This is a genomic window from Ruegeria sp. HKCCD4884, from assembly GCF_013110855.1.
Taxonomy (GTDB): domain Bacteria; phylum Pseudomonadota; class Alphaproteobacteria; order Rhodobacterales; family Rhodobacteraceae; genus Ruegeria.
The window spans coordinates 474,544-488,439 of sequence record NZ_WVRJ01000002.1 but is presented as its reverse complement, the minus strand read 5'-3'; the positions used below and the strand labels follow the sequence as shown (position 1 = coordinate 488,439).

Below are 13,896 nucleotides of genomic sequence, written 5' to 3'. Positions count from 1 at the left end.
GATCGAGCCAAAAAGCTCAGGGTCACGGTCCGATAGGGACTGGGTGAAAAATCCGGTATCACGAAGGTTGGCGTTCATGGGCGCTCCACATGGCTGGGTAAAAACTTGCGGATTTCCTATCGGAAACGCTGCATCTTCAAAAGCCGTAAAGCGACGATTTGGTCCGCTGGGGCGTCAAGACTGGCCTATTGGGGAAAGGTATGTTTGTTTCGGAACCAAATGTGTAGCACCGGAAACCGGAAAACATGAAAAAGAGAATCGCCTTTCTTGCCAGCGATGTCAAAGTGGCGCAGACGGCCCGGGATATTCTGGTTGCCAAACACGGAAACGCGGCACCGCGGGACGCTGATGTTGTTGTCGCTTTGGGCGGGGACGGCTTCATGTTGCGCACCCTGCACAACATGCAGCATCTTGATACACCGGTTTACGGCATGAACCGGGGCACGATCGGCTTCCTGATGAACGAGTATCACGAAGACGACCTGATGGCGCGTCTCGAGGATGCCGAGGAAGAAGTAATCAACCCGCTTTTGATGCGGGCAATGGATCAATCCGGCACGCTTCACGAGGCGCTTGCCATTAACGAAGTGTCGCTGTTGCGGGCAGGGCCACAGGCGGCAAGGCTGAAGATCAGCGTCGATGGCCGCGTACGGATGCCGGAACTGGTCTGCGATGGGGCTCTGTTGTCAACACCAGCCGGATCGACAGCCTATAATTATTCCGCGCACGGACCGATCCTGCCCATCGGATCGGATGTTTTGGCGTTGACGGCGATTGCCGCTTTTCGCCCCCGCCGTTGGCGCGGTGCGCTGTTGCCCAAGATCGCAAAGGTTCGGTTCGATGTTCTGGATGCAGATAAACGCCCGGTTATGGCGGATGCCGATTCCATCTCATTCCCGGAAATTGATTGGGTTGAAATCAGGTCTGAACCGGCCATCGCCCACCGTATTCTGTTTGACCCCGGCCACGGCCTTGAAGAACGCCTAATTTCTGAACAATTCACATGAATTTGAGCCGCCGCGCATTTTTTTCTGGCTTATGTGAACCAGTTCACAGGGAATTTATCGCGAATTGGCTAGGGTGAATTCACCCGGAGAACACGCCAAGGTGGGAGTGAGTGGCCACCTGGACGGCGTTTTCGAATGATTGTGCAAATTTTGCGCTGGCGAGGGTGGGTGGTGCTACGCTCGTCATCAGATTTCCGGGCTTATTTAAGCAGTCGGACCCTGGGCACAATGACCCAGGGTCTATTTTTTTTGCATTCGCCTACGTCGTGTCCATTTGTTCCCAAAGCGCGGTGCACATTTGACCCACGCGGGCTTCGATTGCTGCGGCGGCATCTACCGCCAGATCTTCGCGCCAACGATTGGCGGCAATCTGAACGTTGATTGGCTGAGGTCCCTTGGGCAAATCTGCCAGCCGCGCGGGCACGCAGGCTGCTGGTAGCCCCAAAAAGTTCATCGCATATGAATATACAGCGCAACCCAGAACCTCATGAACACCTTCAGCCCCTTCAGTATCGCGGTCGGGCTTGAAAAAGGGCTGCGGCAGGAACGGCGACAGAACCAGCGGATAGTCTTGCAAGAACAGCGACCATTCACGCGCATAGTGGCTGCGTTTGGCCAACATTTTTACCAGATCGGTTTCAACGATGGGCGGAAATTCCTGAAAGTAGACGTCGAAAATCTCTCGAATGGTTTGCGATCCCGCTGCTTCGATATCTGATTTCATCAAGGTCAGAACTTCGCCCATCAAGGTCCGATAGCCGATCCTGCCACATTCAAACACGTCCGGTGGATCAACCTCATCCACGGCATAGCCAGCATCGACCAGAGCGTCCCGTGCCGTATCAAGCGCCTTTTCGACCTCGGGATGCAGGGCATATCCAAAGGTATTTTTCGTGAACGCCACTTTGATGGGGCCGTCGGGGGCTTCACCGCGCCAAGGCATTGGCACATGGAAAGGGTCACGCGCGTCGGCCGCGATCACGCTGGGCATCGACAGGTGCAAATCCGCAGCTGAGCGTGTGATCAGGCCCTGAACGGACATCGACTGGGCCAACAGACCTCGTTCAACTTTTTGACTGGGGTTCCAGGCCGGGACACGCCCCAGCCCAGGTTTCACAGTGACTGCTCCGTTGGCTGCTGCGGGAAAGCGCAGACTGCCGCCGATATCATTGCCATGAGCCAACGCTCCGACACCTGCCATCACTGCAGCGCCCGCCCCGCCCGAAGACCCGCCGGGTGAGATATGCCGCCCCCAAGGGTTATGCGTGCGCCCATATAGCGGGTTGTCTGTGTCGGCCCGAAACGAAAACTCTGGTGTATTGGTCCGCCCGATGACAACGGCCCCAGCTTTTTGCAAATTGCTGACGACCGGCGCGTCATCCGGGGCGATCACATCTTTCAATGCCACAACGCCATTGGTGGTGGCGTGCCCTTTTTGGTCGACATTCACTTTGATCGTAACCGGTACACCATGCAGGGGCCCGGTCGGTTGACCGTTTGCACGGGCGCGATCCAGAGATTGCGCGCGTTCCAAGGCTTCGGTGCGTAGATCTTCTACAACAGCGTTCAGGTCTTGGTTGACCGCATCCATCCGGTCAATCGAAGCTTGAACAGCCTCAGTCGCACTCAGGTCACCGCGACGTGTCAGGTTGGTCATATCTGTAGCGCTGAGACGCCAGATGTCAGAGTGTGTCATGGGCCCTCACTGTTTACAGCGAGAGTAGGGAGCCTGATCCAGGATGCAAGTGCAGACGCGAAAAGGGCGGCCTGAGCCGCCCCCAGGTTACTTGGCGTAACCGATTGTTTGTAAGGCGTCCTTGATTTCATCAAGGATGACCGGATCGTCGATCGTGGCGGGCATTTTATAGTCCTGGTTGTCAGCAATAGAGACCATGGTGCCGCGCAGGATCTTACCCGAACGTGTCTTGGGCAGCCTGTCTACAACAACGGCCAATTTGAAAGCTGCAACAGGGCCGATCTTTTCGCGCACCATCTTGACCACTTCCTGAACCACGTCACCGTGATCCCGGTCTGCGCCCGCGTTCAGGCACAGGAACCCGACCGGCATCTGACCCTTCAACTGATCCGATACGCCGATCACCGCACATTCGGCCACGTCGGGGTGGGCAGCCAGCACCTCTTCCATCCCGCCGGTCGACAGGCGGTGGCCTGCCACGTTGATGACGTCATCCGTACGCGCCATGATATAAAGGTATCCGTCCTCATCGATCATGCCCGCATCACCGGTTTCGTAGTATCCGGGGAAGTGCTCCAGATAGGACTTCTTGAACCGTGCTTCTGCGTTCCAAAGGGTGGGCAACGTGCCCGGAGGAAGCGGTAGTTTGACCGCGATAGCCCCTAATTCTCCGGCTTTCATTGGGTGGCCGCCTTCGTCCAGAATTTGCACGTCATAGCCCGGCATTGGTTTGGCGGGTGAGCCCAGCTTGACCGGCAGCTCTTCGATGCCCAGCGGATTGCCAGCGATGGCCCAACCCGTTTCGGTTTGCCACCAGTGGTCGATCACCGGAACCTTCAGTGCGTCTTGCGCCCAGATGATGGTGTCGGGATCAGCGCGTTCGCCGGCAAGGTAAAGGGCGCGCAGATGGGACAGGTCGTATTTGGCGATCATCTCCCCTTTTGGGTCTTCTCGTTTTACGGCACGGATCGCTGTCGGGGCTGTGAAAAAGCTTTTGACCTTATGCTCTGAGATCACGCGCCAGAAGGTGCCAGCGTCGGGGGTGCCAACCGGTTTACCTTCGAACACAATGGTTGTGTTGCCATGGATGAGCGGTGCGTAGCAGATGTATGAATGGCCCACGACCCAGCCCACATCGGATGCGGCCCAGAACACGTCGCCCGGATCGACGTTATAGATGTTCTTCATTGACCAGTTCAGCGCCACCAGATGTCCGGCAGTGGGGCGCACGACACCCTTGGGCGCGCCCGTAGTGCCAGAGGTGTAAAGGATATAGGCCGGATCATTGCCATCTACCGGCACACACTCGGCCGGTTCAACACCATATTGGAAGCCGTGCCAGTTGAAATCGCGCCCTTCGACCAGCTGGGCAACCTCTTGTTCACGCTGGAAAATAACGCAGAATTCAGGTTTGTGTTCGGCCAGGTCGATCGCGCCGTCGAGCAATGGCTTGTAGTGCACGACACGACCCGGTTCCATCCCGCAAGATGCGGCAATGATCGCCTTAGGTTTGGCGTCATCAATCCGAACGGCCAATTCGTTGCTGGCAAACCCGCCGAACACGACGGAATGCACTGCACCCAAACGGGCGCAGGCCAGCATCGCCTCAAGCGCTTCGGGGATCATCGGCATATAGATGATGACGCGATCGCCTTTCTCGACGCCTTTGGCTCGCAGTGCACCGGCAAGGTTGGCCACGCGGTTGCGCAGTTCAACATATGAAATCTCGCGCTTGGTGTGAGTGATGGGGCTGTCATAGATGATGGCAGTTTGTTCGCCACGACCGTTTTCCACGTGGCGGTCCACAGCGTTCCAGCATGTGTTGACCCGCGCATCACTGAACCATTCATACAGTGGCGCATTTTCGTCGAACAACGCTTTGCTGGGCTCTTTCACCCAGTCAATCCCCTTGGCAGCGTCCATCCAGAACGCTTCGGGGTCAGTTTTCCAGCTGTCATAAACGTCCTGATACGCCATCTCGTCCTCCTCACAACGACTTGGACATTGTGTTAGGACCCAGAAAACTTTCGGGCAAGCGTATCAAATGACGACGCGTCAGTTTATCGCAAAATATTTGCAGGAACCCGCTGAGGGGGCTGCAAAGTTTTGCAAACCCCTTTTTCAATATCGGGAATTCGATATTTTTCAGCCCATTTTGCAAAACTGCAAACTACTTGCTGCAAAAAACAGACTGGGTCACGACTCACCCTAACGCGTAAGGTCCGGTCGGTGCGCGGCCTTCAGAAAATCGGGCTATGCGTGAACTGCAATAGCAGAGCGGCGGCAAACTTTTGGTAAACCGCACCCTATACTGGGGCGCGGTTTTGGTTTTCTTGCTGAGTTTGCTCAGCCGTAATGCGCAACCGGGGTGCCTGCTATGGCAGCCATATTCAACAATCCACGCGCCGTGATCGAAGGCGTGACAATATGAGCCTTGTTGCCCATGCCCATAAGAATGGGGCCAACTTCGATCCCGTCTGCCTTCATCTTGAGGATATTGCGCACCCCGCTGGCGGCATCCGCATGAGCAAAAATCAACACATTTGCCGCGCCCTGCAGTCGTGATCCCGGAAAGATGCGGGCCCTTAGGTCCGCATCCAAGGCGGCATCCAGATTCATTTCACCCTCGTAAACGAAATCACGCGGCTGTTGATCCAGAATGCTCAGCGCCGCGCGCAGCCGTTTGCCGGACCCTTCGGCTTGGTTTCCGAATTGCGACTGCGAGCAGAAGGCAATCTTTGGTTCGATCCCGAACCGGCGTACATGCCGCGCGGCACCAATTGTGGTTTCGGCCAATTCCTCGGGCTTGGGCAGTTGACGAACATGGGTGTCGGCGATGAACAAGGGCCCGTCCTCCAAAATCATCAGAGACAAAGCGCCATGCGGACGTAGGTCGCCTTCGTCCAACACCTGTTCCACGTAGTTCAGATGCCAGCGATATTCGCCGAATGTGCCACAGATCATGCTGTCAGCCTCACCGCGATGGACCATGATTGCGCCAATCGCTGTGGTGTTGGTGCGCATGATCGCCTTGGCCAAATCCGGTGTGACTCCGCGGCGTTGCATGATCTGATGGTACGAGTTCCAATAATCGTAATACCGCGGGTCGTTTTCCGGGTTCACGATCTGGCAATCCGTTCCAGGGCGGATGTTCAGGCCGAGCCGTTCACAGCGCGCTTCGATCACTTCTGGGCGCCCGATCAGGATTGGTGTTTCAGTTGTCTCTTCCAAGATGGCTTGTGCGGCCCGCAGCACCCGTTCGTCCTCACCCTCGGCAAAGACGATTCGGCGGGAGGCAGCTGCTGCAGCCTCGAACACGGGGCGCATCAGAAGGGCAGACTTGAAGACGGTTTGGTTCAGCTTTTCCTTATAGGCTTCCAGATCCTCGATTGGCCTCTTGGCGACGCCGCTATCCATGGCCGCCTTTGCCACAGACGAGGAAACCACACCAACCAGACGAGGGTCGAAAGGTTTGGGGATCAGGTAATCTGGACCAAATGTCAGCTGTTCGCCTTTGTAAGCTGCGGCAGCCTCAGCGCTGGTTGTCGCGCGCGCCATTTCGGCGATACCGTCGACACAGGCAATCTGCATCTCATCATTGATCTCGGTTGCACCTACATCCAGCGCGCCCCGAAAAATAAAGGGGAAACACAGTACGTTATTGACCTGATTGGGAAAATCGCTGCGCCCTGTGGCGATGATCGCATCCGGCGCAACCTCGCGCGCGGCCTGAGGCAGGATTTCCGGCGTTGGGTTGGCCAGCGCAAAAATAATCGGGCGGCTGGCCATTTTCGCAACCATTTCGGGTTTCAGGACATTCGGGCCGCTGAGGCCCAGAAACAGGTCTGCTTCTCCGATCACGTCGTCCAAGGTCCGCAGATCCGAGTTCTGGGCGAACTGGGATTTCTGTGGGTTCATGTCCTCGGCACGACCTTCATAGACAAGCCCGTGGATGTCACACAACCAGATGTTTTCGCGCTTAACGCCCAGTTTCACCAGCATGTTCAGGCAGGCAATTCCTGCGGCCCCGCCGCCGGTTGAAACGACCTTGATGTCGCCAAATGATTTTCCTGCCACATGCAAGGCGTTCTTTGCGGCCGCCCCCACGACAATGGCGGTGCCATGCTGGTCATCATGGAACACCGGAATGTTCATACGTTCGCGGCACAATTTCTCGACTATGAAGCAGTCGGGGGCCTTAATATCCTCAAGATTGATCGCGCCAAATGTCGGTTCCAGCGCGCAAACGATGTCCGCCAGTTTTTCGGGGTCGGGTTGGTCGACTTCGATATCAAAGCAATCGATGCCTGCGAACTTTTTGAATAGGACGGCCTTGCCCTCCATCACCGGTTTCGAGGCAAGCGCTCCGATATTCCCCAGCCCGAGAACAGCAGTGCCGTTGGACACCACCGCAACAAGATTTCCACGTGCGGTGTAACGCTCGGCATTTGCGGCATCGGCTTTGATTTCAAGACAGGCCTCAGCCACGCCGGGCGAATAGGCCCGAGCCAGATCGCGCCCGTTGGCCATTGGCTTTGTGGCCTTGATCTCAAGCTTTCCGGGCTTCGGATGTGCGTGATATTCAAGCGCAGCCTGTCTCAAACTGGGGGTGTCAGGCATCGGTTTTTCTTCTCCCTAAAAAATATAATTTAACCTTAAACTATTTCTTCAGGCTTGGCTACGTTGCGTCACTTCGGCGAGTTGTCGCAACTGTGAGGCGTCTGCGGATTGAATTTTGTCGCAAAACATTTACATACGGGCAACTTTGCGATTCAATGACCACACAGGCAAGAAGCAGCAGTAATGACAATCAAGCTAAGTGATCAAGCCGAGGGCTTCTCGTCCGGCTTTTCTGCACATGCTGGCTATTCTCGGCTGGCGTTGAGGGGCGTGGTGGCATTGGCGTGCGCTCTCGTTGGCGTTGTTCTCGTCTGGCCCGAGTTCGCAGCGACGTTTAATCAGGAAGGTGGCCCGATCGAAACACTCTCTGCCGCTGGTTTGTTTGTCGCAGGTCTTGCTGCGCTGTGGCGCTATCGTGGTATCTCGCGTGCATATATTGGCCTGACCTGCCTTTTGCTGGCCGAGCGCGAATTAGAGGCTGACATCTATTCCGAGGGTAGTCTACCGTTCACGATCCTTCACGGTTTAGACGTTTTTTTAGATGTCACCTGGGTCAGGGTTGCTTTGGTCATCCTTGTGCTCGGTGGTGCCGTCTGGCACGGCATTCCGACAGGTTGGCGCGCGTTCAAACAACGCAACCTTTCCTTAATGGTGTTTATCGCGGCGGGGTCTGCTGCTGTCATCGCCCAACTTCTGGAAGAGTTTTCGGGATTATATGCTGGTGCTTTGTCAGACCTCATGATGGTGCGCCTTTTTGTGCTGGAAGAAACGCTCGAGATGTTCTTTTCGATTGGCATTTTGGTCGCTGTTCTGATCGGATGGCCCAAAGCACAATCCAACGGAACACCCAATGACCAAGACAGCCGGGCCATCGCAGACATACGCTGAATTTCGCCAGCCCACGCAGGAGTTGCGTGACGACATCCCCTTTTACACAAAGACATTAGGGATGAAGATGGACATGATCTATCCTGCAGACGATCCGCGAATAGCGGTGTTCTCAGGTCATGGGTTGCGCTTGCGCATCGAAAAGGATGCACCCGAAAGCGCCGGAACGCTGCGTATCCTGACCGATGACCCCGAAGGTTTCGCCAATGGTGAACGCGTTCTTGTTGCGCCCAACGGCACCCGTGTTGAAATCGAAGAGCGTAACCCCCCGTTAGTAATGCCTGTAACGGTTCATTCCTTTGTGGTGCGCAGGCTCAAGGATCAGGCACCTTGGATCATTGGCCGCGCAGGGATGCACTACCGCGATCTGGTGCCAGACCGCTTGGGTGGATCGATCATCGCCAGCCATATTCGTATCCCCGACGGTGGCCCGGTGCCTGACATGGTACATTTTCACAAGGTTGGGTTTCAGCTGATCTTCTGCATCCACGGATGGGTTGATGTCGTCTATGAAGATCAAGGTGAGAAAATGCGCCTGACCGCTGGCGATTGCTTTATCCAGCCGCCGGAAATTCGTCATCGCGTGCTGGAAGCATCCGATAACGTTCAGGTCATTGAGATCGGTGTGCCGGCAGAACATGTCACGGAAATCGACCATGACATGCAGCTCCCAACCCCGCATTTTCGTCCCGATCGGGAATGGCAGGGACAACGCTTTGTCTACAATCAGGCGAAGGATGCCGAATGGGCGCCTTTCCGTTTGCCAGGTTACATCTGCCGCGACACAACGATTGCCGAAAACACCAAGGGTGTCGCCGGGGTTCAGGTCGTGCGCAAAGGGCAGGGTGATCCGGAATGGGCCAGTCATGACACCGATATCCATTTTACCTTTGTGATGGACGGCCAAGTGACGCTGGAAGGCGAAGACCGCGAGCCATACCGGCTGGAGCAAGGCGACGCATTCGTCATTCCACCGGGCATGCGTACGCGCCTGTCCACGCCGTCGGACGATGTCGAATTGCTGGAAGTCACCTTGCCCGGTACCTTCACCACTGCGCTTGGGTGACTGAAAAACAAGGGAAGGGGGGCTTCTATTCCCCCACCTTTTTCCGGTAGGGTCCAATTTTCTGACCAGATGATCAAAAATAGGGAATCGCCATGTCGCTGAAAGACGCTGCTTTGTCCGTCCGGGAAAACGCCTATGCGCCTTATTCGAACTTCAAGGTCGGCGCGGCGCTGCGGTCTTCCTCGGGTCAGGTTTATTCCGGTTGCAACGTCGAGAACGTCGCATACCCCGAAGGCACGTGCGCTGAGGCTGGCGCGATTGCCGCGATGGTCGCCGCGGGCGAGCAGGAACTGACCGAAGTTTATGTGGTCGCCTCTAGCCCGCAACCCGTGCCGCCTTGCGGTGGGTGCCGACAGAAACTGGCCGAGTTCGGCAAGCGCGATGTGAAAGTCACTTTGGCGACCGTGGAAGGTGCCGAGTTCGAAACCACCATCGGAGAATTGCTGCCGGGCGCGTTCGATGCGTCCCACATGGAGGATGTCTGAACGCATGGACGCCCGTTCGATCATTGCAAAACTGCGCAAGCAGCAGGTGCCGGGGCGCGAGGAACTGATCTGGTTCGCGCAAGGTCTAGCCGATGGCAGCGTCAGTGACGCGCAGGCCGGGGCCTTTGCCATGGCTGTCTGCATGGGGGGATTGGGCTCGCAGGGGCGTGCGGATCTGACGGTTGCGATGCGCGATAGCGGTGAGGTTCTCACTTGGGACGTGGACGGGCCTGTGATTGATAAACACTCGACCGGCGGGGTCGGGGATAGCGTCAGTCTGGTACTTGCCCCGGCGCTTGCGGAATGCGGGGCTTATATTCCGATGATCTCGGGCCGTGGCTTGGGGCACACTGGTGGCACGTTGGACAAGCTTGAGGCGATACCGGGTGTCAGCACACAGATCGGGCAGGATCGCCTTGCGCAGATCTTGCGCGAAACCGGTGCGGCCATCGTGGGCGCAACAGGTCAGATCGCTCCGGCGGACAAGCGACTTTATGCGGTGCGCGACGTGACCGCGACGGTCGAAAGCCTGGATCTGATCACCGCATCAATCCTGTCCAAAAAGCTGGCTGCCAGCCCGGATGCGTTGGTTTTGGACGTCAAGGTCGGCAGCGGTGCCTTCATGAAAACGATGGAGGAAGCGAACAAGCTGGCCTTTGCATTGACTCAGACCGCGAACGCGGCCGGGTGCCGGACATCAGCCGTCATAACGGACATGAATCAGCCATTGGCACCGGCGCTTGGCAATGCGTTGGAAATTGCCGAAGTCATGAAGGTCCTGACGGGATCGCAATCTTCACCGTTGGCAGACATCTCTGCCGAGTTGGGCGGGGTATTGCTGAAGGATGCAGCAATGTGCGCGTCGGTTGAGGAGGGGCGAGAAAAAATCGCCGAAATCATTCGTGACGGGCGCGCTGCGGAGCGGTTTGGTCGCATGATGGCTGCGGTCGGCGGCCCCGTACAGTTCGTCGAGACCTGGGCCCGGTTCCTGCCAGAAGCAAGTGTCATCCAAGAAGTCTCTGCCCCGAAGGACGGCTATATTGCGGCTATCAACGGTGAGGCGCTGGGTCTTGCCGTGGTGGCGCTGGGCGGTGGTCGTCAGGTCGAAAGCGACCAGATCGACCCGGCTGTTGGGATTTCCGGCATTCTCCGGCTGGGGGATCGTGTGTCCAAAGGGGCACCCATCGCTGTAATCCATTCGGCGCGGGAGGACGCTGCGCGGCGCGCCGCTGAAAGCGTGCTTGACGCGATCACGATCAGCGATACTGCTCCGACATTGCCTGCTCTGATCCACGAAAGGATCAGCTTATGAGCCGCGCCTTTCTCGTGGTGATGGATTCCGTCGGGATTGGCGGAGCGCCGGATGCCAACCGTTTTTTCAACAGCAACGTTCCGGATACCGGCGCGAATACAGTGGGCCACATCGCGCAGGCTTGTGCCGAGGGGCGCGCGGAAGAGGGTCGTTCAGGTGCTTTGAACCTGCCGCATCTCGGCGCATTGGGTCTGGGTGCGGCTGTGCGCTTGGCGTCCGGGGACACAACCCCGGGATTGAACGCAGAACCCACGGGCCTTTGGGGCTGCGCGCGAGAGCATTCGCCCGGCAAGGACACACCTTCGGGCCATTGGGAATTGGCGGGCCTACCGGTGCCATGGGATTGGCATTACTTTCCAGACACGGTTCCAGCCTTTCCAGCGGACCTGAGCCGTGCTGCGGCTGAGGCAGCGGGGACCGACGGCGTCCTTGGGGATTGTCATGCGTCGGGCACTGCGATCATCGCCGAGTTGGGTGCCGAGCACATGCGGACCGGTTGGCCGATCTGCTACACCTCTGCCGACAGCGTGTTTCAAATCGCTGCCCACGAAGAAAGCTTCGGACTAGACCGGCTGCTGGACATGTGCCGCACGCTTGCTCCGCGATTGCATGAGATGAAAGTGGGTCGTGTTATTGCGCGCCCCTTTATCGGCACGCCAGAGACGGGCTTTGAACGCACGACCAATCGCAAGGATTTCGCCATTTTGCCGCCCGCACCAGTGCTGACCAATTGGGCGCAGAATGCGGGACGGAAGGTGCACGCCGTGGGCAAGATCGGCGACATCTTTTCGATGCAGGGCATCGACACGCTGTGCAAAGGATCGGACGCCGAATTGATGCAGCACCTGTCTGATCTTGTGGATGAGGCGGAAGAAGGCAGTTTAACCTTTGCTAATTTTGTCGAATTCGACAGCCTTTACGGCCATCGCCGCGACATCAGCGGTTATGCCCGCGCTTTGGAATGGTTCGACCGCGAGATCGGAAAGATTCTGGCAAAGCTCCGCCCCGGCGACCTATTGTTGCTGACTGCTGATCATGGCAATGACCCCAGCTGGACCGGAACGGATCACACGCGTGAACAGGTGCCGGTTCTGATAGCAGGGCAAAGTGCGGGACAAATCGGGCAAGTGGACTTTGCCGACATAGCCGCCAGCATTGCCCATCACCTGAACATTCCGGCGCAAGGGCCGGGTAGGAATTTTTTATGAGCGTCGCCGACCTTCCAAAAATCGAACTGCACCTGCATCACGAAGGCGCAGCGCCCCCCGCATTCATCCGCCAGCTCGCGCATGAAAAGCGCGTGGATTTGAGCGGTATCTTCAAACCGGACGGATCGTACGATTTCCGCGACTTCGCGCATTTCCTGAGCGTGTATGAAGCCGCGTGCGAAGTCCTGAAAACGCCCGAAGACTTCCGGCGGCTCACTTTGGCCATTCTGGAAGAAAGCGCTGAGAATGGCGTGGTCTACTCTGAAACTTTTCTGAGCCCTGATTTCTGTGGCGGCGGCGATCTGAACGCGTGGCGCGATTATCTGAACGCCATTCAGGATGCCGCAGACGAGGCCGAGCGCAAATTCGGTATCACTCTGCGTGGCGTCATCACCTGTGTGCGCCATTTCGGTCCCGAACAGGCCAAGCGCAGCGCCCATTGTGCAGCTGAGACGGCGGGCGACTGGATTACCGGTTTCGGTATGGGCGGAAACGAATCCATCGGTGCGCAGGGCGATTTCAAATGGGCCTTCGATTGCGCACGCGAAGCCGGTCTGCGTTTGACCACTCATGCGGGTGAGTTCGGCGGCCCTGACAGCGTACGTGATGCCATCCGCGATCTGGGGGTCGAACGTATCGGTCACGGCGTCCGCGCCATTGAAGACCCGGACCTTATTCGCGAGTTGGTAGATCGGGACATCACACTTGAAGTCTGCCCGGGTTCGAACGTGGTTCTGGGCCTTTTCCCTGATTTCGCGGCCCACCCGATTGCGCGCTTGCGCGACGCGGGCGTGAAGGTCACGGTATCCACGGACGACCCGCCATTTTTTCACACGACCATGCGGCGGGAATATGAGATGTTGAACGCAGCTTTCGGCTGGGAGGCCGAAGATTTTAAGGCACTGAATGAGATGGCCCTGGATGCGGCTTTCTGCGATGAAGACACCCGCGCGCGGGTCAAGAAAAGACTGGAGACATCATGAGCGAACATCTGACCGTCGTCGATCACCCGCTGGTTCAACACAAACTGACGCTCATGCGTAACAAAGGCACCTCAACGGCTGAGTTTCGGCAGTTGCTGCGCGAAATTACGCTTTTGTTGGCCTACGAGGTCACGCGCGAAATCCCGTTAACCACGCGCCATATCGAAACGCCGATGGAAGAGATGGACGCCCCCATTCTGGCGGGTAAGAAGATGGCCTTGGTGTCTATCTTGCGTGCCGGCAACGGGATGTTGGATGGCGTTCTAGAACTGGTGCCTTCAGCGCGTGTCGGTTTCGTGGGTCTATACCGCGACGAAGAAACGCTGAAACCCGTTCAGTACTATTTTAAGGCACCCGAAGGGCTGAAAGACCGACTGGTCATTGCTGTTGACCCGATGCTGGCCACTGGCAACAGCTCTGCCGCCGCTATTGACCTGCTGAAAGAGGCGGGCGCAACGGATATCCGCTTCCTTTGCCTTCTGGCGGCACCTGAAGGTGTGGCGCGCATGAAAGAAGCGCACCCAGATGTGCATATTGTCACCGCCGCTTTGGACCGTGAGCTGAACTCGAAAGGCTATATCATGCCGGGTCTGGGCGATGCGGGCGACCGTATGTTCGGCACCAAGTAAGT

Annotated in this window: 11 protein-coding genes; 8 read left to right on the top strand and 3 right to left on the bottom strand. The window is 57.3% G+C overall.

Going from position 1 to position 13,896, the window contains the following annotated elements; translation table 11 throughout:
• Positions 1–245 precede the first annotated feature (245 nt).
• Complete coding sequence (locus tag GS636_RS04810; protein WP_171091113.1) at positions 246–1,007, top strand: NAD kinase; 762 nt, start codon at positions 246–248, stop codon at positions 1,005–1,007.
• A gap of 259 nt (positions 1,008–1,266) precedes the next feature.
• Here the strand turns inward: GS636_RS04810 and GS636_RS04805 are convergent, their stop codons facing one another.
• The 3 genes from GS636_RS04805 to GS636_RS04795 form a co-directional block, all read right to left on the bottom strand.
• Positions 1,267–2,703, bottom strand: a complete 1,437-nt coding sequence (locus tag GS636_RS04805; RefSeq protein WP_171668632.1) for an amidase family protein — start codon at positions 2,701–2,703, stop codon at positions 1,267–1,269.
• An 87-nt stretch (positions 2,704–2,790) separates the two neighbouring features.
• Positions 2,791–4,680 (bottom strand): propionate-CoA ligase PrpE, encoded by a 1,890-nt coding sequence (prpE, locus tag GS636_RS04800; RefSeq protein ID WP_171647733.1) that lies wholly within the window; start codon positions 4,678–4,680, stop codon positions 2,791–2,793.
• 369 nt (positions 4,681–5,049) lie between these two features.
• Positions 5,050–7,323 carry an NADP-dependent malic enzyme gene (locus GS636_RS04795; protein ID WP_171668631.1) on the bottom strand — a complete coding sequence of 758 codons (2,274 nt, stop codon included), beginning with the start codon at positions 7,321–7,323 and terminating at the stop codon, positions 5,050–5,052.
• Between the two features lie 183 nt (positions 7,324–7,506).
• Here GS636_RS04795 and GS636_RS04790 point away from each other — a divergent pair, with 183 nt between their 5' ends.
• The 7 genes from GS636_RS04790 to upp all read left to right on the top strand — a co-directional run bounded on the left by GS636_RS04790 (position 7,507) and on the right by upp (position 13,894).
• A complete protein-coding gene (locus tag GS636_RS04790) occupies positions 7,507–8,211 on the top strand; it encodes a hypothetical protein (protein ID WP_171186224.1) in 705 nt (234 codons plus the stop codon).
• Positions 8,174–9,277, top strand: coding sequence for a cupin domain-containing protein (locus tag GS636_RS04785; RefSeq protein ID WP_171186222.1), 1,104 nt, complete (start codon positions 8,174–8,176; stop codon positions 9,275–9,277). The genes GS636_RS04790 and GS636_RS04785 overlap by 38 nt, the downstream gene beginning before the upstream one ends.
• A gap of 92 nt (positions 9,278–9,369) precedes the next feature.
• Entirely contained in the window at positions 9,370–9,762 is a 393-nt protein-coding gene (locus tag GS636_RS04780) for a cytidine deaminase (RefSeq protein WP_171186207.1), read from the top strand.
• A gap of 4 nt (positions 9,763–9,766) precedes the next feature.
• A complete protein-coding gene (locus tag GS636_RS04775) occupies positions 9,767–11,074 on the top strand; it encodes a thymidine phosphorylase (RefSeq protein WP_171668630.1) in 1,308 nt (435 codons plus the stop codon).
• Positions 11,071–12,282 (top strand): phosphopentomutase, encoded by a 1,212-nt coding sequence (locus GS636_RS04770; RefSeq protein WP_171668629.1) that lies wholly within the window; start codon positions 11,071–11,073, stop codon positions 12,280–12,282. Before GS636_RS04775 ends, GS636_RS04770 begins: the two co-directional genes overlap by 4 nt.
• Positions 12,279–13,265 (top strand): adenosine deaminase, encoded by a 987-nt coding sequence (locus tag GS636_RS04765; RefSeq protein WP_171668628.1) that lies wholly within the window; start codon positions 12,279–12,281, stop codon positions 13,263–13,265. Before GS636_RS04770 ends, GS636_RS04765 begins: the two co-directional genes overlap by 4 nt.
• Positions 13,262–13,894 (top strand): uracil phosphoribosyltransferase, encoded by a 633-nt coding sequence (gene upp / locus GS636_RS04760; RefSeq protein WP_171091092.1) that lies wholly within the window; start codon positions 13,262–13,264, stop codon positions 13,892–13,894. Before GS636_RS04765 ends, upp begins: the two co-directional genes overlap by 4 nt.
• Positions 13,895–13,896 lie beyond the last annotated feature (2 nt).

Coding starts and splice junctions, on each gene's coding strand:
- GS636_RS04810 (WP_171091113.1), top strand. CDS start 246: ATGAAAAAGAGAATCGCCTTTCTTGCCAGCGATGTCAAAGTGGCGCAG.
- GS636_RS04805 (WP_171668632.1), bottom strand. CDS start 2,703: ATGACACACTCTGACATCTGGCGTCTCAGCGCTACAGATATGACCAAC.
- prpE (WP_171647733.1), bottom strand. CDS start 4,680: ATGGCGTATCAGGACGTTTATGACAGCTGGAAAACTGACCCCGAAGCG.
- GS636_RS04795 (WP_171668631.1), bottom strand. CDS start 7,323: ATGCCTGACACCCCCAGTTTGAGACAGGCTGCGCTTGAATATCACGCA.
- GS636_RS04790 (WP_171186224.1), top strand. CDS start 7,507: ATGACAATCAAGCTAAGTGATCAAGCCGAGGGCTTCTCGTCCGGCTTT.
- GS636_RS04785 (WP_171186222.1), top strand. CDS start 8,174: ATGACCAAGACAGCCGGGCCATCGCAGACATACGCTGAATTTCGCCAG.
- GS636_RS04780 (WP_171186207.1), top strand. CDS start 9,370: ATGTCGCTGAAAGACGCTGCTTTGTCCGTCCGGGAAAACGCCTATGCG.
- GS636_RS04775 (WP_171668630.1), top strand. CDS start 9,767: ATGGACGCCCGTTCGATCATTGCAAAACTGCGCAAGCAGCAGGTGCCG.
- GS636_RS04770 (WP_171668629.1), top strand. CDS start 11,071: ATGAGCCGCGCCTTTCTCGTGGTGATGGATTCCGTCGGGATTGGCGGA.
- GS636_RS04765 (WP_171668628.1), top strand. CDS start 12,279: ATGAGCGTCGCCGACCTTCCAAAAATCGAACTGCACCTGCATCACGAA.
- upp (WP_171091092.1), top strand. CDS start 13,262: ATGAGCGAACATCTGACCGTCGTCGATCACCCGCTGGTTCAACACAAA.